At 44.4% G+C, this 17537-nt stretch carries 20 protein-coding genes; 2 read left to right on the forward strand and 18 right to left on the reverse strand.

The features are described from left to right. The 9 genes from M9196_RS16605 to fkpA all read right to left on the reverse strand — a co-directional run. Positions 1-231 (reverse strand): GTP-binding protein (locus M9196_RS16605; protein WP_250618645.1); only part of this gene is annotated, 231 nt, incomplete at its 3' end. A 124-nt stretch (positions 232-355) separates the two neighbouring features. Then, entirely contained in the window at positions 356-2452 is a 2097-nt protein-coding gene (gene fusA / locus M9196_RS16610) for an elongation factor G (protein ID WP_250618646.1), read from the reverse strand. A gap of 77 nt (positions 2453-2529) precedes the next feature. Further along, entirely contained in the window at positions 2530-3000 is a 471-nt protein-coding gene (rpsG, locus tag M9196_RS16615) for a 30S ribosomal protein S7 (RefSeq protein WP_102471084.1), read from the reverse strand. Positions 3001-3097: 97 nt separating this feature from the next. Continuing rightward, positions 3098-3472 carry a 30S ribosomal protein S12 gene (rpsL, locus tag M9196_RS16620; RefSeq protein WP_017035800.1) on the reverse strand — a complete coding sequence of 125 codons (375 nt, stop codon included), beginning with the start codon at positions 3470-3472 and terminating at the stop codon, positions 3098-3100. A 175-nt stretch (positions 3473-3647) separates the two neighbouring features. Next, positions 3648-3911: a sulfurtransferase complex subunit TusB gene (gene tusB / locus M9196_RS16625; RefSeq protein WP_250618647.1), complete on the reverse strand. Its 264-nt coding sequence runs from the start codon at positions 3909-3911 to the stop codon at positions 3648-3650. Positions 3912-3919: 8 nt separating this feature from the next. Beyond that, positions 3920-4276, reverse strand: a complete 357-nt coding sequence (tusC, locus tag M9196_RS16630) for a sulfurtransferase complex subunit TusC (RefSeq protein ID WP_250618648.1) — start codon at positions 4274-4276, stop codon at positions 3920-3922. Next, positions 4273-4668, reverse strand: a complete 396-nt coding sequence (gene tusD / locus M9196_RS16635) for a sulfurtransferase complex subunit TusD (protein ID WP_250618649.1) — start codon at positions 4666-4668, stop codon at positions 4273-4275. Before tusD ends, tusC begins: the two co-directional genes overlap by 4 nt. Before the next feature lie 2 nt (positions 4669-4670). Continuing rightward, entirely contained in the window at positions 4671-5372 is a 702-nt protein-coding gene (locus M9196_RS16640; protein ID WP_250618761.1) for a helix-turn-helix transcriptional regulator, read from the reverse strand. A gap of 192 nt (positions 5373-5564) precedes the next feature. Next, the gene (gene fkpA / locus M9196_RS16645) at positions 5565-6350 is read right to left on the reverse strand and encodes an FKBP-type peptidyl-prolyl cis-trans isomerase (RefSeq protein ID WP_250618650.1); all 786 of its coding nucleotides are present in this window, start codon (positions 6348-6350) and stop codon (positions 5565-5567) included. A gap of 171 nt (positions 6351-6521) precedes the next feature. Between fkpA and M9196_RS16650 the strand changes: the two genes are divergently transcribed. Continuing rightward, complete coding sequence (locus M9196_RS16650; protein WP_250618762.1) at positions 6522-7502, forward strand: WD40 repeat domain-containing protein; 981 nt, start codon at positions 6522-6524, stop codon at positions 7500-7502. A gap of 4 nt (positions 7503-7506) precedes the next feature. Next, a complete protein-coding gene (locus M9196_RS16655) occupies positions 7507-7734 on the forward strand; it encodes a SlyX family protein (protein WP_250618651.1) in 228 nt (75 codons plus the stop codon). Between the two features lie 41 nt (positions 7735-7775). Here the strand turns inward: M9196_RS16655 and rlmB are convergent, their stop codons facing one another. The 9 genes from rlmB to hfq all read right to left on the reverse strand — a co-directional run bounded on the left by rlmB (position 7776) and on the right by hfq (position 17536). After that, positions 7776-8519 carry a 23S rRNA (guanosine(2251)-2'-O)-methyltransferase RlmB gene (gene rlmB, locus M9196_RS16660; protein WP_250618652.1) on the reverse strand — a complete coding sequence of 248 codons (744 nt, stop codon included), beginning with the start codon at positions 8517-8519 and terminating at the stop codon, positions 7776-7778. An 18-nt stretch (positions 8520-8537) separates the two neighbouring features. After that, a complete protein-coding gene (rnr, locus tag M9196_RS16665) occupies positions 8538-11003 on the reverse strand; it encodes a ribonuclease R (protein ID WP_250618653.1) in 2466 nt (821 codons plus the stop codon). 103 nt (positions 11004-11106) lie between these two features. Beyond that, on the reverse strand, positions 11107-11745 hold the full coding sequence (gene motX / locus M9196_RS16670) for a flagellar protein MotX (RefSeq protein WP_406707697.1): 639 nt from the start codon (positions 11743-11745) through the stop codon (positions 11107-11109). A gap of 244 nt (positions 11746-11989) precedes the next feature. Next, complete coding sequence (locus M9196_RS16675; RefSeq protein WP_250618654.1) at positions 11990-13306, reverse strand: adenylosuccinate synthase; 1317 nt, start codon at positions 13304-13306, stop codon at positions 11990-11992. Between the two features lie 149 nt (positions 13307-13455). Then, positions 13456-13641 (reverse strand): DUF2065 domain-containing protein, encoded by a 186-nt coding sequence (locus M9196_RS16680; RefSeq protein ID WP_250618655.1) that lies wholly within the window; start codon positions 13639-13641, stop codon positions 13456-13458. A 70-nt stretch (positions 13642-13711) separates the two neighbouring features. Beyond that, the gene (gene hflC, locus M9196_RS16685) at positions 13712-14692 is read right to left on the reverse strand and encodes a protease modulator HflC (protein WP_250618656.1); all 981 of its coding nucleotides are present in this window, start codon (positions 14690-14692) and stop codon (positions 13712-13714) included. A gap of 2 nt (positions 14693-14694) precedes the next feature. Further along, the gene (gene hflK / locus M9196_RS16690) at positions 14695-15894 is read right to left on the reverse strand and encodes an FtsH protease activity modulator HflK (RefSeq protein ID WP_250618657.1); all 1200 of its coding nucleotides are present in this window, start codon (positions 15892-15894) and stop codon (positions 14695-14697) included. Positions 15895-15938: 44 nt separating this feature from the next. Next, positions 15939-17228, reverse strand: a complete 1290-nt coding sequence (gene hflX / locus M9196_RS16695) for a ribosome rescue GTPase HflX (protein WP_250618658.1) — start codon at positions 17226-17228, stop codon at positions 15939-15941. Positions 17229-17272: 44 nt separating this feature from the next. Beyond that, complete coding sequence (gene hfq, locus M9196_RS16700) at positions 17273-17536, reverse strand: RNA chaperone Hfq (protein WP_250618659.1); 264 nt, start codon at positions 17534-17536, stop codon at positions 17273-17275. Between the last annotated feature and the right edge of the window lies 1 nt (position 17537).

Consider the following 17537-nt stretch of genomic DNA (forward strand, 5'->3'; position numbering starts at 1 on the left):
ATAGTGACGTTCAGGAGTATCGTACTCTACGTGAGAAGTAGCGATTGTGATACCACGCTCGCGCTCTTCTGGAGCGTTATCGATAGAAGCAAAGTCTTTCGCTACGCCGCCGTATACTTTAGCTAGAGTAGTACAGATAGCTGCAGTTAGAGTTGTTTTACCGTGGTCAACGTGGCCGATAGTACCAACGTTTACGTGCGGTTTCGTACGTTCAAATTTTTCTTTAGACACGATCGTGTTCCTTCCTAGTTATGATTCGCCCCGAAAAGCAATTAAATTCGAGGCGCGCCAGAAATTGCTATTTTATGCGTCAATTTTCATCAACGCAATAGATTCGTTATTAAACAATAGCTGATTAGCTACGCTGTGCAATAATCGCATCGGCCACATTCTTTGGAACCTCAGCATATTCGCTGAATTCCATCGAGTATGACGCACGACCTTGTGTTGCAGAACGTAGATCAGTTGCGTAACCAAACATCACAGATAGTGGAACTTGGGCACGGACAATTTTTAAGCCTGCATGGCCATCATCCATACCTTCGATCATACCGCGACGGCGATTAATATCACCAACGACATCACCCATCCAATCTTCTGGTGTGGTTACTTCAACTTTCATCATAGGCTCAAGAAGAACTGGCTGCGCGTCAAGCGCACCCTTCCTGAAGGCCATCGATCCGGCGATCTTAAACGCCATCTCGCTTGAGTCGACATCGTGGTACGAACCATCAAACAATGTCGCCTTGATATCCAAGATAGGATAGCCAGCTAATACACCGTTATTCATTTGTTCTTCGATACCTTTCGATACCGAGCTGATGTATTCCTTAGGAACAGCACCACCAACGATTTCGTCTACGAAAACAAATCCTTCACCTAACTCTGATGGCTCAAGCTTAAGCCATACATGACCATATTGACCACGACCACCAGATTGACGAATGAACTTGGCTTCGACTTCTGTGCTGCCACGAATAGTTTCGCGATAAGCAACCTGAGGTTTACCCACGTTACAATCAACACTGAACTCACGTTTCATGCGGTCTACGATGATATCTAGGTGAAGCTCACCCATACCTGAAATTAGCGTTTGGCCAGTTTCATCATCTGTTTCCACACGGAACGACGGGTCTTCCGCAGCTAATTTGCCAAGCGCAATACCCATTTTTTCTTGATCCGCTTGTGAGCGAGGCTCAACGGCAATCTGAATAACGGGCTCAGGGAACTCCATGCGTTCTAGAATCACTTTATGATTCTGGTCACAAAGGGTATCACCTGTTGTCACGTCTTTCAGACCAATCGCTGCTGCAATGTCACCCGCGCGAATTTCTTTTACTTCTTCACGCTTATTCGAGTGCATTTGAACGATACGGCCAAAGCGTTCACGTTTTTGTTTCACTGCGTTGTACGCGGCATCACCAGTGTTAATCACACCAGAATAAACACGCATAAACGTCAATGTACCGACAAACGGGTCGGTTGCAATTTTGAATGCTAATGCAGCAAATGGTTCGTTATCGTCAGCATGACGTTCTACTTCATTGTCTTCTTCATCAACACCTGTGATTGCAGGCACATCAATTGGAGATGGAAGATACTCTACAACTGCATCTAGTACCGCTTGCACACCTTTATTCTTAAATGCACTTCCACATGTTGCGAGTACAATTTCGTTATTTAGTGTACGAGTACGTAGACCGAACTTGATTTCGGCTTCTGTGAGCTCGCCTTCTTCAAGATATTTGTCCATGAGTTCTTCGTTCGCTTCCGCCGCCGCTTCAACTAAGTTGTTGCGCCACTCTTCCGCTTCATCTTGCATATCAGCTGGAATCTCTTCATAAGAGAAGGTCATGCCTTGATCGGCTTCATTCCAGTTAATTGCTTTCATCTTGATAAGGTCGATGACACCTTTAAAGTCCTCTTCTGCACCAATATTAAGTTGGATAGGAATAGGATTTGCACCAAGACGATTTTTAATTTGGTCTACAACGCGTAGGAAGTCTGCACCCGTACGATCCATCTTATTGACGAATACCATACGAGGAACACTGTATTTATCAGCTTGACGCCATACAGTTTCAGATTGCGGTTCAACACCAGACGAGCCACAAAATACGACCACTGCCCCATCAAGCACACGAAGAGAACGTTCTACTTCGATAGTAAAGTCTACGTGTCCAGGGGTATCAATGATATTAACGCGATGATCTTGGAATTGTGCTTCCATACCACGCCAGAAAGTTGTAGTAGCAGCAGATGTGATCGTAATACCACGCTCTTGCTCCTGCTCCATCCAGTCCATGGTAGCAGCACCATCGTGCACTTCGCCGATTTTGTGAGATAAGCCAGTGTAGAACAGAATACGTTCACTTGTGGTTGTTTTACCTGCATCTACGTGAGCAACGATACCGATATTACGATAGCGCTCAATAGGAGTTTTACGAGCCACGATTGTATCCTCTTACTAAGGTGAACCTTAGAGTAAAGAAAAGCGCTGCGAGGGAGACTCGCAGCACTGTAAAGGTATTACCAGCGGTAATGAGCGAATGCTTTGTTAGCATCAGCCATGCGGTGAACGTCTTCACGTTTCTTAACCGCAGTACCTTTGTTCTCAGACGCATCTAGCATTTCTGCTGCAAGACGTTGAGCCATAGATTTTTCACCACGCTTACGCGCAGCTTCAACTACCCAACGCATAGCAAGAGCGTTACGGCGAACCGGACGAACTTCTACAGGTACTTGGTAAGTTGAACCACCCACACGGCGAGATTTAACTTCTACCGATGGGCGAACATTTTCAAGAGCTTCTTCAAATACAGCTAAGTGATCTTTACCAGATTTCTCAGCCATAGTTTCTAGTGCAGTGTAAACAATCTTCTCTGCAGTAGATTTTTTTCCGTCAACCATAAGAATGTTAACGAACTTTGCCAGCAATTCAGATTTGAATTTAGGATCTGGAAGGATCTTACGCTGACCAATTACGCGACGACGTGGCATGGATATTCTCCGTTGTCTTTTTCAGGTTATCCAAAACTTTACAGTTTCTTCAAAAATTAAAAATAATTTAGTGTTTGGCCTTACTTAACGGAATCCATTAAGACTTAGGACGCTTCACACCGTACTTAGAACGACCTTTCTTACGGTCGTTTACACCAGCACAGTCAAGTGCGCCGCGGACAGTGTGGTAACGTACACCCGGAAGATCTTTTACACGACCGCCACGGATTAGTACAACACTGTGCTCTTGAAGGTTGTGACCTTCACCGCCAATGTAAGAAGTCACTTCGAAGCCGTTCGTTAGACGAACACGACATACTTTACGAAGCGCTGAGTTAGGTTTTTTAGGTGTCGTAGTGTAAACACGAGTACAAACACCACGTTTTTGTGGGCACGCTTCCAGTGCAGGCACGTTGCTTTTAACAACTTGCTTTACACGAGGCTTGCGAACCAACTGGTTAATAGTTGCCATTAAATAGCTCCTGATTTACTTGAAAGTAAGCTTTGTGAAAAATCTAACCCCAATCACCAATGGCAATTAGGGACGCAAAATTCTATGCAGCAGTGGGATGTGTGTCAAGAAATATACAGATCTTTTTTATGCGGAGGGTGTAAAAATTTTCATCAAAACAAGCAAAAAAGGTATATTAATCCCAAGTAATGCTGCTCTCATGCTGTTCAGTCAAAGAGACAAACCCTTTAAAATCTATGACTTGCACAGACTTCAACACATTCTCACCCAGACCTCGCGCTTGTAAATCTTCATGTAAAACAAACATAGCGCGATTGGAGACCGGAATGGACAAACTGGCTAAATAAGTCGCATCTTGGATTAATATCATCGCATCTTGAGTTGATGCGTATTCTTTCGCTCGGTTTAAGCCCGCTTCATTCTTAATTATATGCAGCATAAATGGCCTCAGTAAGTCAGTATTTTGTTGCACGATGCCATTTGGGCTGAGATAACCTCAGGCGTGACGACATGGCAATCGGTGATGAGTTCCTGAGGACTGATACCAAAGCGAGTCACGCTTTGTTGGCACACGTAAACTTGCTCAATATCATAAAGCTCGAGTAGCTTGAATGCGCTGATGTAGTCCCGGGATAACACTTGTTTTGGGTCTTGCTTGCTACGTAGTTGATTGACTCCGTCAGCAACGAAGAACACTTTTATGTCATCACAGTAAGCAGAAGCCGCGAGCAGCGCGTCTAAACCTTCCCTACCCTTGGCGCTGGTATGAGGCATTGACGTGAATACAAATCCTAGCATTGTCAAAATTGCACCACTCTATCCTGGGTCAGCATGGCTTCCGCCAGACTTCCTAATCCTGCTAGCTCAAAGCCATCGGCAAGGTTCTCGCCATTCAACTGATGTTGGGCAGACTCTTGCTCACCAACGACACCACGTCTTAATGATGCAGCGACACACGTCTCTAAACGGACGTGATGTGTTTTGGATAACGCTTGCCATGCCGAGACTAAGTCAAATTCATCATTGGCGGGCACGGTTAATCGAGACGCGTTGTGCACCCCTTCTTGGTAAAAGAACACGCTGGTAAGTCTATGACCTTTTTCAATCAGTGCTAATGCAAATAGGTAGGCGCTACGAGCAGACTGACCACCGTACACTGAGCCATTCACAACCAACGTGTAGGTTAAACTGGTCACGATTATTCGTCCTCAGTTTTGCGCTGGCGAATATACAGATAAACGGTGTGTTTCGATATATTAAGACGATCGGCTACACGATTGATCGCATCTTTAATGTCAAAAATACCTTTGTCGTAGAGTTCCATAACTATCTGGCGATTTTTGGTATTATTCGACACTGACTTATCGGCGTTAATATCTTCGATTGTGCGCTCTACCGTCTGATCGACCAACTCTTCCACATCACTGGCAAAGTTAACTGATGATGCTGCATCTTTTGCCTCTTGTGTTGGCATGAAAGACTGTAGAACCTGAGAAAATGGGGCATCGAGGTTAACGTTAATACACAGTAAACCGATAACACGGTTATCACCATTACGAATAGCAATAGTGATGGATTTCATGAATACCCCACCCTTTGCTCTAGTAAAGTAAGAACGTGAGAAGTTTCGCTCTGAACCTTCGATATCTTTTAACATTTTCAGCGCGAGGTCCGTGATTGGAGAGCCTACTTGGCGGCCCGTATTTTCTCCATTCGCTATTTTAATCGCTGAGGTATTTAAGTCTTCCAGCGAGTGCAAAACAATTTCACAAAACGGGCCAATGAGACTTGCTAGCCCATCAACCACTGCTTCATAAGATTTAAGAATGATTTTGTCATGCTCAGTGAATGGCGCCACATCGACGGATTCCATTTCAAGCAGCATATCGGCGTTAACCATGTCAGTCACAGTGCTTTGACCTTCGATACTAAAAAAATTGATGTAAGTTTATCAGATAATTTGAAGTACTCACTTAAGTAAGTCTTCAACAAGTGATTTAGGGCAAAAAAAGTGCAGTATTTTTCCGTTTGTGAAAATCAAACCGAAAAAAAGGCTCACCTATGTGAGCCTTAATATGCTTTTTGCGTTTAATTATTGAGCAGCCTCGGTGCTCTCACCATCAATTTTTAATAATTCCACTTCAAAAACAAGCGTTGAGTTTGCTGGAATCGTTGGTGTGTCCTGTTCACCATATGCAAGCTCTGGTGGGATAACAAACTTGTATTTTGATCCCACTTGCATGAGTTGAACGCCTTCAGTCCAACCTGGAATAACGCGATTTAGAGGGAACGCCGCAGGCTGACCGCGCTCATAAGAACTGTCAAATTGAGTGCCATCAATCAGAGTTCCTTTGTAGTGAACTTCAACCGTATCTGTCTCTTTAGGTTGCTCACCCGTTGCCGCTGTTTCTACTTGATAAAGAAGACCTGACTCAGTTTTGATTACGCCTTCTTGTTTCTCAAATTCAGCGCGGAAATCATCACCAGCCTTCTGTGCTGCTGCTGCTTTTTCAACAGCCTGTTGCTGCATTGTTTCTGCAACGCGTTTATCAAGACCTTCTAGTGCCGCTCTGATTTCATCTTCTGACAAGGTTTCTTTGCCAGCAAATGATTCTTCAATACCCTTAAGTACCAATTCTTTTTTCAGCTCAATGCCAAATTCTGCTGGCTTTTCAATGCTAGTGCTTAGGTAAGTTGCAAAAGAAACACCGATTGCATACGCGGCTTTGTCATCTTCCGTTTTAAAGTGAACCGCTGTGCCTGTTTCTGCTTGCACTTGCTCTTGTGCTGCTGGCTCTGCTTTCGTCTCTTCTTTTTGACAACCTACTGCCAACATAACCGTCGCTGCAAGTAGCGACACTTTAAATATCGATTTCATTCTTTTCTCCAATTTATGGACACGCTATAGATTTAGCAGCTAGTCGAAGCTATTCGTCTTGTTTTTCGAGACGCTATGCGTAACTATTTAAATATAGTCACTATTTAAATCATACAAGAACTATAAATATACTCGCTTAGGCTCAAGACTCAATGTGGAATATCGGTAATGATGCGAATAATATCTCATTCTGTAGTGTACTTAATTGTCATCACTCTGTTAAATGGCTGCTTTTTCTCCAATACCGCAGAGAAACGCTGGGATCTAGCGTTAGAAGGCTCAACGAGCCTCGCGCTTAGCCGAGATGCACGATTTGCACTTTTGTACTCTAAACAGCAACATTTGCAACTGTGGGACCTCCAAGATAATCAATTACTTGCTAAACTTGGTATCCAAGATCCTAACGAAAACATCATTTCACTTATTCGGTTTTCCGACAATGGTCGTTTTGCCGTTACTGCTACTCAAACCAACTTTGCTATCTGGGACCTGGGTTGGTCTCAGTCAACAGGCTTATGGTCTATCGCTGACGGTTTAATCCAAGACATCGCGATTGGAAACAATGGCGAAGAAGTTTTACTTGGATTAAGTAACGGTAAGGCAATTTTCATCGATTTAGTCACCGGAAGACGATTAGAGTTCCTTGCTCATGTGGAAAAAGTGAATTCTGTGGCCCTATCTCCAAACGCAAAGTATGCCCTCACAGGTGGAAACGATCACAACGCCTATTTCTGGAGTACTGAATCGGGGCAGATTCTGCATCACTTCCCTCATGAACAGCGCGTTGGCACGGTGGAGTTGCAGCGTGATGGTCTTTACGCTCTCACCGCTGACACTGGTAACAACGCTATTATTTGGGATTTAAAGACGGGATCAAAAATAAGTCAGCTGAGCAGTTGGTCACGGCAACTGATTTTTTCAGCCGCTCGATTCTCTGATGACGGTCATCGATTAGCGACGGGTTCGCCATCTTCACGCTTAATGATTTGGGACACGAGTTCAGGAAAAAAACTCGAAAGCTATGACGTAGAGATGCTAAAAGATGTGCGCCCACCAAGAGGGGTAGTGTATGATGCAGCCTTCAAAAATAACCAACAGGTACTCTCCGCCTCCTCTGCTGGTGTTGTGCAGGCGTGGTCCCTTAACGAGTGATCAAATGACTAAAGAGCGTTACGAAACACTAGAAGAACGAATCAATGATATGGAGTGCAAAATTGCATTCCAAGAACAGACCATTGAAGAACTCAACGATGCGCTTACTCAACAGCAACTGTTGATCAGCAAGATGCAAGACCAAATGAAATATGTCGTTGGCAAAGTGAAGAATATGGATTCACCCAATCTAGCCGACCCATCGGAAGAAACACCCCCTCCGCATTACTAAAAAGGTCAGCATACGCTGACCTTTTATTTCTATAAGCAAGTTTATACCGAAAGTGAACGCTGTCTCACAGCTTCAAATAAGCAGACACCAGATGCTACAGATACGTTCAAGCTAGACACAGACCCAGCCATTGGGATCTTAATAAGATCATCACACGTTTCACGCGTGAGTCGTCTCATTCCATCCCCTTCAGCGCCCATAACGATGGCGAGAGGCCCCGTTAGCTTAGCTTGATAAACATCATGCGTCGCTTCACCTGCCGTACCCGCTATCCACACTCCATGCTCTTGCATGGCACGCATTGTTCTTGCAAGGTTAGTGACTCGTACCAACGGTACCGTCTCCGCGGCCCCACACGCTACTTTGCTTACGGTTGCCGTCAATGGCGCTGATTTATCTTTTGGCACGATCACGGCCGCAACGCCTGCTGCATCGGCATTACGCAAACAAGCCCCCAAGTTATGCGGGTCTGTCACGCCATCCAAAATTAAAAATAACGGCTGCTCGTGACTGGCTAAGATGGTTTCTAAATCGTTTTCATTTAACTGTTTAGCGGGTTTCACCTTAGCAATAATACCTTGGTGGTTCGCACCGCTCGCTTTGTCATCTAGTACTTTTCGGCCCATCTGTTGAATAGAACAACCAATTTGGCCAAGTTCATTCAACAAAGGTAGCAAGCGATCATCTTGACGACCTTTTAGAACAAAAGCTTCAATAAAGCGTGCTGGGTCTTTCTCTAATACTGCTTTTACGGCATGAATGCCGTAGATGAATTCATTACTCATGGTTTTAACCTTGAAATATTATTTCTTTTTTGCGCCGCCGGTTTTTGCTCGAGGTTTTTTACTTCGAGCCTTCCCAGGTTTTGCTTTTGAACCCTTAGAGGGCGACTTCTGTTCTTTGCCATCCGGGCGCTTCGTTGGCTCGACTAGTGGCGTTGCTTTGCCAGAACGTCTGCTTTTCGCGACACCTTGCTTCTTCGCTTTGGCTTTGCTTTGTGCTTCCGCAACGCGCTTCTTCGCCGTTTTTCCTTTACCACGTACCTTACGATCGGTACCGACTAATTCAAAGTCGATTTGCTTATCGTTTAAATTCACCGCTAACACTTTCACTTTAACGGCATCGCCTAAACGATAAATTGCACCGAAACTTTCGCCAATTAATCGCTGTCCTACCGCATCAAATTGGTAGTAATCATTGGCTAGATTGGAGATATGCACCAATCCATCAATATGTAATTCTGTCAGGCGAACAAAGAAACCGAAGCCCGTTACATTGGCGATAACGCCATCTAACTCTTCACCGACATGGTCCTGCATATATTCACATTTGAGCCAATCCGATACATCTCGCGTGGCATCATCGGCACGGCGCTCAGTCATTGAACACTGCTCACCATAATAATCCATATCATCAAAGGAATAGTGATAGCCACCTGTCGGCGTCCAACGATCTTGGTTACTTCCCGCTTCTTTGGCAATAAGATACTTAATCGCACGGTGAAGCAACAAGTCAGGATAACGACGAATCGGTGAAGTGAAGTGCGCATAACGCTTTAGTGCCAAACCAAAGTGGCCACAATTATCAGCGTTATAGACCGCTTGCTTCATTGAGCGAAGCAGCATAGTCTGGATAAGCTCTTTATCCTGACGTTCACGGATTTGCTTAATTAAGTCGGCGTAATCGGTTGGAGAGGGTTCTAGCCCACCCGTCAAATTCAGACCTAGCTCACCGAGAAAATCTCGGAAACCCGTTAACCGTTCTTCCCCTGGAGATTCGTGAATTCGGTATAACGCCGCCTCTTTCGCCTTCTCAACTAATGAAGCAGACGCGATATTAGCCAAAATCATACACTCTTCAATGATCTTATGGGCATCGTTACGAATTACAGGTTCAATACGGTCAATTTTTCGTTCCGCGTTGAAAATGAATTTGGTTTCTACCGTTTCAAACTCAATAGCACCTCGTTGATCTCGCGCGGTTTTTAGCACTTGATACATACGATGCAGCTCTTCGAGATGTGGAACGACTGGATCGTAACGCTCTCTGAGCTCCGTATCACCTTCTAAGATATCACTCACTTTATTATAAGTCAGGCGTGCGTGGGAGTTCATGACCGCTTCGTAATGCTTATAACCCGATAGCTTGCCGGTATCTGAAATCGTCATCTCACACACCATACACAAGCGATCAACTTGCGGATTTAGTGAACAAAGACCATTAGAGAGCACCTCTGGTAGCATTGGGACAACCTGTGAAGGGAAATATACCGAGTTGCCGCGCTTTATCGCTTCTTTATCTAGCGCAGAGTCTGTTCGTACATAATAACTCACGTCTGCGATGGCGACCCACAAACGCCAGCCACCACTTTTTTTGCGCTCACAATACACCGCATCATCAAAGTCTCGAGCATCTTCACCATCAATCGTGACTAATGGTAACTCACGAAGATCAACACGACCTTCTTTGGCCTCTTCCGGCACTGACTCACCAAATTGTGCGACATACTTATCGACCTCTTCAGGCCAAACATGTGGGATCTGATGAGCTCGAATTGCGATCTGAGTTTCCATACCAGGTGCCATATTTTCACCTAGTACTTCAACCACTTGCCCTGCCATTTTTCTTGACTTCGCGCCACGATCGGTGACCTCAATGACTACAACATTCCCCATTCGAGCACCATTACGATGTTCGTTTGGAATCAGAATGTCGTGACTAATACGAGAGTCATCGGAAACGACATAAGCATAGCCATACTCCAAGAAAAAACGACCTACGATATGATCTTTTCGTTCTTCAAGTACTCGAACCAATCGACCTTCTTTACGTCCTCGCTTATCCTTACCCGTAGGCTGAACAAGAACAAAGTCACCGTGCAGCAAAGTGCGCATTTGATGATGAGGTAGCAACACATCTTGATCTTTATTGAGGCTGCCTTCTGGTCTCACCCAACCATGTCCGTCCTTATGACCAATGACAGTGCCCTTGATCATTTCTAATTTGTCCGGCAACGCATAGCACTGACGACGCGTAAAGACGAGCTGCCCATCTCTTTCCATTGCGCGTAGACGACGACGTAACCCTTCATATTGTTCTTCACCAGACAAGCCTAACGATTCAAACAGATCGTTACGGTTCATTGGGACATTGACGCCTTTTAAGAAATCAACAATGAACTCTCTGCTCGGAACGGGGTTTTCGTAGTTTTGAGATTCTCTTTCGGCAAAGGGATCGTCGACACGATTTTCGCTAGGCTTATTCGACATAGTCAGACCTATTTTGAGGGGAGGTATAGGTCGATTATAACTGACTGGGGGGATAAGCTACAGAAATCGTTTATCATTCTCTAGCTAAAACGTACAGCAGGGTTTACCAAAAATTGCTACGACGCTTCGCTCGAGCAATAATATTCTGTGGCATGCGTGACTCTAAGCCCCGACGTAACATCGAGATACGCTTATGCTTCAAATTATCAGGAGTCACGGAATTGTAAAGCCAGCGATAGGCATCTTCATAATCTCTTGGACTACCATAATCACGCAATAATAGCTCGGCAAGTTGAATCCTTGCATCTATATTACCCATAGATGCCGCTTCACGGAAATAAGGGATCGCGCGTTCTTTGTCCTCTTGAACAAATGTCCCTCGAGAGTAATAACGGCCTAGCTGCTCTAACGCAACAGGCAATCCTTGATGAGCAGCATTTTCCATATAGTAAAGTCCAAGCTCAACATCCTGAGGAACACAAACGCCCCACGCCAACATATCGCCGTATAAGAACTCATAAGAAGGCAGATTAATACGGGTCGCTCGCGCCATGATATCTTCAACAAGCTGACAATTATCCGCTTTCACTCGCGCAAGGTGGCGGTTTTCACTAATAAGCGTAATCAACTGATCTTCAGAATAGATTGGAACTGGCGCACCCACGCTTTCTGCTTGAGCCGATTTCAAAGTGCCAAGTAACGACAGACAAATCAACGTTGTTATTTTGTGTCGCCTCATCACTATATCATTCCTCTCATATCTCAAAAACGTCTCCAGCTTCAATAAGCCACTGTTCCCATTTTATCGGCAAACATCGAGCTCACTTTAACGGAAACCACGAAAAAACGGCAAAATTTTGCCACTTGAGCATTATTTAATCACGATAATGTCAAAAAAATGGCAGAAGATCACAGTTAGAGCAAACCCCTAGACATAAAAAAACCAGCGCAAGCGCTGGTTTTTATTCATCAATTTGGTCGTCGAATTACACTTCGAAAGGGTGAACCTTAACGATAGTTTCGTTACGATCAGGGCCTGTAGAGATGATATCAACTGAAACACCAGTTAGCTCTTCAATACGCTTGATGTAATCTAGAGCGGCTTTTGGCAGCTGCTCGATAGATGTTGCACCAAAGGTAGTTTCAGACCAACCAGGCATTGTTTCGTAAATTGGCGTTGCTTCTTCAAACGCTTCAGCAGCCATTGGAGAAACTTCTAGGATAGAACCATTTTTCATCTTGTAGCCAGTACAGATTTTCAGTTCTTCTAAGCCATCTAATACATCTAGCTTCGTTAGACAGAAACCAGAGATAGAGTTAATTTGTACTGCGCGACGCATAGCAACAGCATCAAACCAACCAGTACGACGTAAACGACCGGTTGTTGCGCCAAATTCATGACCAACATCGCCTAGGTGCTTACCAACTGGATCTTGCTTGTCTAGACCATCATACAATTCTGTAGGGAATGGACCTGAACCAACACGAGTACAGTAAGCCTTAGTAATACCAAGAATGTAACCAATGTGACGAGGACCAAAACCAGAACCAGCAGCAACACCGCCAGCGGTTGTGTTTGAAGACGTTACGTACGGGTAAGTACCGTGGTCGATATCTAGAAGCGTACCTTGTGCACCTTCGAACATGATCTTGTCGCCACGCTTACGCGCTGCATCAAGTTCGTCAGTAACATCAATAACCATTGACGTTAGAAGGTCTGCATAAGCCATGCACTGCTCAAGAACTTCATCGTAGCTTACGGCTTCAACTTTGTAGAAATGCTCTAGTTGGAAGTTATGGAATTCCATTACTTTCTTAAGCTTTTCTGCAAACATTTCTTTATCGAAAAGATCGCCAACGCGAAGACCGCGACGAGCCACTTTATCTTCGTAAGCAGGACCGATACCACGACCCGTAGTACCAATTGCTTTTTTGCCTAGTGCGATTTCACGCGCTTGGTCAATAGCGATATGGTAAGGAAGAATTAGAGGACAAGCTTCAGAGATGAAAAGACGCTCACGTACTGGAATACCACGTTCTTCTAACGGTTTCATTTCTTTTAAAAGTGCATCTGGAGACAGAACAACACCATTACCAATAACGCATTTAACGTTATTGCGAAGAATACCTGATGGAATTAAATGAAGAACGGTTTTTTCACCGTCAATGACTAGAGTGTGACCTGCATTGTGACCGCCTTGATAGCGAACCACGTATTTTGCATCTTCAGTTAAAAGGTCTACGATTTTACCTTTACCTTCGTCACCCCATTGGGTGCCCAGAACGACTACGTTATTTCCCATCTTTCCAATCTGATTGCTAGTTAAAAAAGGATTCTAGCATCGAAATGTGACTTTGTGCAGTCATTTTTTGGACATTAATAGCCGACACAGTTCTAAACAGCTGTCTTTTATAAACAAAATCTATTTGTAATTTGTTTGCTAAACTCGGTTTAAGAGAGCATAAATACCATCACCACCCCTGCAACCACTAAGCATCCTCCGACACGCCGCAACTGGCTATCAGGTTGAGACGCTAACTGACCAATCATACTTCTCCACCCCTTAGGTGCCAATAGGGGTCCCAGCCCTTCAAAGATCAATACTAAGCCAATAGCCAACCAAAATGATGTGGACATATTTTTCTCCAAATAAGAAAAAGGCCCGTCTAAGACAGGCCTTTTATCATAGAAAATGCTACTGCTTCAATTACTTAACTGGTGCACCATTGGCATCATTCATGTAACGGAAGAACTCACTCTTAGGATCAAGAACTAGGATATCGCTCTTGTCTGCAAAAGAAGTTCGGTATGCTTCCAATGAACGTATGAAACCATAGAACTCAGCATCTTTGCTGTAAGCACTGGCATAAACCTTCGCAGCTTGAGCGTCCGCTTCACCTCGCGTTACACGCGCTGTTTTGTCGGCTTCCGCTAATACCGTTGCTACTTCAAGTTCAGCTTGAGCACGAATAACTTCTGCTTTTTCACGACCTTGAGAACGGTGTTTACGAGCAACTGATTCACGTTCAGCTCTCATACGACGATAAATTGACTCACTGATTTCATCTGGTAAGTTAATTTTCTTCATACGGAAGTCAACCACTCTAACGCCAAGATCTTTCATCGCACTATCGCGAGTATCTCTTAGAACGTTGTCCATGATTTTGTCACGCTCACCGTCAATTTCAAGCGCCTGTTTAGCGGCTTCAGTTGTCACTTCTTCGCTGTCTGCACTATCTGGAAGTACGTCTTTATTACGTGGGCCTGAAACGATTTGCTTGATTTCTCGCGAACCAATTTCAGAACGTAATACATCCGTCACTTTTCTTTCTAGTAGCGCTTGAGCAGTGAGTGAATCGCCGCCACCTGTCGCCAGGTAGTATTGACGGAAATCTTCAATCTTCCACTTAACGTAGGTATTGATGATTACATCTTTTTTCTCTGACGTTACAAAACGGTCGCCACGTCCATCCATTGTTTGAATACGCGCGTCTAGTGTTTTAACGCGGTCAAACAACGGCATTTTGAAATGCAAACCTGGTTCGTAGATGCGAGATACATTATTGTCATCGCTCAGTACTCGACCGAAACGAATTACAATACCTCTTTCACCTTCAGGGATGACAAACAAAGACATCAGCATTAATGCCAACGCAACAACTAATACTGGTATTGCTAATTTACGCATTATTAGTATCTCCCTTGACGTGAGTTCGAGTCGCGTGAAGTTGTCGAACTCGCAGGTGCGTCAGTTGACTTTGCGTCCAATGGTATTTCATCGTACGCCGATGTGGACTGTGGCTTACGCGCTTTATTTGAAGACTCTTGTCCCGCCAACTTATCAATCGGCAAGTACAATAGGTTGCCACTTGATTCAGAATCAATCAGCACTTTAGAAGTATTAGAATATACTTCTTCCATTGTATCTAGATACAGTCTATTACGTGTAACTTCTGGAGCCGCTTGGTATTCAGGCAACAATTTTTCGAACTGTGCAACCTGACCCTGAGCAGAATTGATAATGCGCTCTGAGTAACCTTGTGCTTCTTTCTTCAAACGTTCCGCACGACCTGTTGCTTTCGGAATAATTTCATTCTTGTAAGCTTCAGCTTCACGAATGAAACGCTCTTCATCCTCTCGAGCAGAAATAGCATCATCGAATGCATCTTGCACCTGCGTCGGCGGACGAGCAGATTGGAAGTTCACATCAACAATGCTAATACCCATATCGTAGTTATCGATAATGTCATTTAACGTTTCTTGTGTACTTTGTCGAATTTGCTGACGACCACTTGTTAGGATGCTATCCATCAATGCATCACCGATAACCGCACGAAGTGCAGAATCTGTAGCTTGACTCAAGCTGTCGTCTGCGTTGGTGACAACATACAAGTATTTATATGGATCAGAAACGCGATATTGAACATCCATACCTACAGTAACAACGTTCTCATCTTTAGTCAGCATGGTACCAGATGCACGTAACGAGCGAATTGCTTGCACGTTTACCGCTTGGTACTCATCGATAAAACGAGGACGCCAGTTAAGACCAGGATCAACGATACGATCGTATTTACCAAGACGAAGTACAACACCACGCTCGGCTTCACCAATGGTATAGAAACCAGAAGCGAACCAAATGACAACGGCAATCAATGCAATAACACCAAAGCCGATTGCGCCACCGCCACCGCCTATTGATGGGCCACCGCCACCTTTCTTGCCAAACTTACCACCAATCTTTTGACTTAGCTTATTGAAAACTTCGTCTAAGTCAGGCGGACCTTGATTGCGGTCACCGGACTTGCGGCCATCACGATTATTATTACCCCAAGGGTCATTATCGCGGCCGTTGTTTCCATTATTATTACCAGGCTCATTCCACGCCATTAGGAAGCTCCATCATTATTATGACGTTATACTGTAGCAGTCCTTTAAGTAACGATAAAGTCACTCAAAACTGCCCCTTCTCTCTTCTCAAGTTTAGACCAATCTATTTGTTGCATCCGAATATCAATCAATAAGTTACCATCTGTATCATATTCTTCCCGCTGAATACATTTCATATCGAAAAATGTACTGCGGATGCGACCTTGATACTGTGGCGGAATTCTCAATTGATACTGAACCATTTGGCTCACTAAGCGCTCAGTCAGCGCTTCGAACAACAGTTCAATTCCTTGCCCTTCCATGGCAGAAACCCAAACGGTTCTCGGTAGTCCTTCGCCATCTCGATCAATACGAGGGCGTTGGCCTTCTAGATTGTCTATTTTATTCATCACGACTAGAGCCGGTACATCACCAGCATCAATCTCTTCTAGCACGTCATGAACAGCTTGCATGTTCTCACGAAAACGGTCATCACTTGCATCAACAACATGTAACAAAATGTCTGCTTCTTGCGTTTCTTGCAGTGTGGCTTTAAATGCCGCGACCAAATCGTGCGGAAGATGACGAATAAATCCAACTGTGTCAGCTAGAATTGAAGTGCCTACGTCAGCCAATTCAATTTTCCTGAGTGTTGGATCCAACGTTGCGAATAACTGATCCGCCGCGTACACGCCCGCTTCAGTAATACAGTTGAACAGAGTCGACTTTCCTGCGTTGGTATAACCCACCAAAGAAATCGTCGGGATCTCTGCTCGGTTTCTGGCTCGTCTGCCTTGTTCACGCTGTTTCGCAACTTTCTCTAAACGACGTAAAATCGTTTTGATTCGGTCACGTAGTAATCGTCGGTCAGTCTCAAGCTGAGTTTCACCGGGACCACGTAAGCCAATACCACCTTTTTGTCTTTCAAGGTGCGTCCAACCGCGAATTAATCGTGTAGATATGTGACGCAATTGCGCGAGCTCTACTTGCAACTTACCCTCATGGGTTCGTGCACGTTGAGCGAAAATATCAAGAATCAAACCCGTTCGGTCCAAGACTCGACATTTACACAGACCTTCTAAATTACGCTCTTGGGCTGGCGAGAGTGCATGGTTAAAAATCACCACATCAGCACCAGTCAATTGTACAACTTGTGCAATTTCCTGAGCCTTTCCTTCGCCAACATAGTATTTCGGGTGAGGAGACTGACGACTACCTGTCACAACCTGCAGGTTGTTAACGCCAGCTGAAGACACCAACATCTCAAATTCATTGAGGTCTTCCCACTCACCTTCTTGCGTGAAGTTGATATGAACAAGAACAGCCTGCTCACCGGATTCATAACGGTCAAACAAGCGACCAACTCCTATTTATAATATTTACTGTACGAGATAGAGTATTAATCTTCAGATTTCTCTTGTTGGCGATCATTTGCTGGACGCTCGCCTGTGTGGTGACTAACCGCACGTGCAGGTACAACAGTCGAAATCGCATGCTTATAAACCATTTGGTTAACAGTATTTTTCAACAGGATCACAAATTGATCGAAAGACTCGATTTGACCTTGTAATTTGATTCCGTTTACAAGATAGATCGAAACAGGAATGCGTTCGCGACGAAGCGCATTCAGGAATGGGTCTTGAAGAGATTGCCCCTTAGCCATT

The organism is Vibrio methylphosphonaticus, from assembly GCF_023634655.1.
GTDB lineage: Bacteria > Pseudomonadota > Gammaproteobacteria > Enterobacterales > Vibrionaceae > Vibrio > Vibrio methylphosphonaticus.

What these genes read in the sequence shown, in the direction of transcription:
- rpsG (WP_102471084.1), bottom strand. Translation starts at nt 3,000, where the DNA reads ATGCCACGTCGTCGCGTAATTGGTCAGCGTAAGATCCTTCCAGATCCT.
- rpsL (WP_017035800.1), bottom strand. Translation starts at nt 3,472, where the DNA reads ATGGCAACTATTAACCAGTTGGTTCGCAAGCCTCGTGTAAAGCAAGTT.
- tusB (WP_250618647.1), bottom strand. Translation starts at nt 3,911, where the DNA reads ATGCTGCATATAATTAAGAATGAAGCGGGCTTAAACCGAGCGAAAGAA.
- M9196_RS16640 (WP_250618761.1), bottom strand. Translation starts at nt 5,372, where the DNA reads ATGGTTAACGCCGATATGCTGCTTGAAATGGAATCCGTCGATGTGGCG.
- fkpA (WP_250618650.1), bottom strand. Translation starts at nt 6,350, where the DNA reads ATGAAATCGATATTTAAAGTGTCGCTACTTGCAGCGACGGTTATGTTG.
- M9196_RS16650 (WP_250618762.1), top strand. Translation starts at nt 6,522, where the DNA reads ATGCGAATAATATCTCATTCTGTAGTGTACTTAATTGTCATCACTCTG.
- M9196_RS16655 (WP_250618651.1), top strand. Translation starts at nt 7,507, where the DNA reads ATGACTAAAGAGCGTTACGAAACACTAGAAGAACGAATCAATGATATG.
- rlmB (WP_250618652.1), bottom strand. Translation starts at nt 8,519, where the DNA reads ATGAGTAATGAATTCATCTACGGCATTCATGCCGTAAAAGCAGTATTA.
- rnr (WP_250618653.1), bottom strand. Translation starts at nt 11,003, where the DNA reads ATGTCGAATAAGCCTAGCGAAAATCGTGTCGACGATCCCTTTGCCGAA.
- M9196_RS16675 (WP_250618654.1), bottom strand. Translation starts at nt 13,306, where the DNA reads ATGGGAAATAACGTAGTCGTTCTGGGCACCCAATGGGGTGACGAAGGT.
- M9196_RS16680 (WP_250618655.1), bottom strand. Translation starts at nt 13,641, where the DNA reads ATGTCCACATCATTTTGGTTGGCTATTGGCTTAGTATTGATCTTTGAA.
- hflC (WP_250618656.1), bottom strand. Translation starts at nt 14,692, where the DNA reads ATGCGTAAATTAGCAATACCAGTATTAGTTGTTGCGTTGGCATTAATG.
- hflK (WP_250618657.1), bottom strand. Translation starts at nt 15,894, where the DNA reads ATGGCGTGGAATGAGCCTGGTAATAATAATGGAAACAACGGCCGCGAT.
- hfq (WP_250618659.1), bottom strand. Translation starts at nt 17,536, where the DNA reads ATGGCTAAGGGGCAATCTCTTCAAGACCCATTCCTGAATGCGCTTCGT.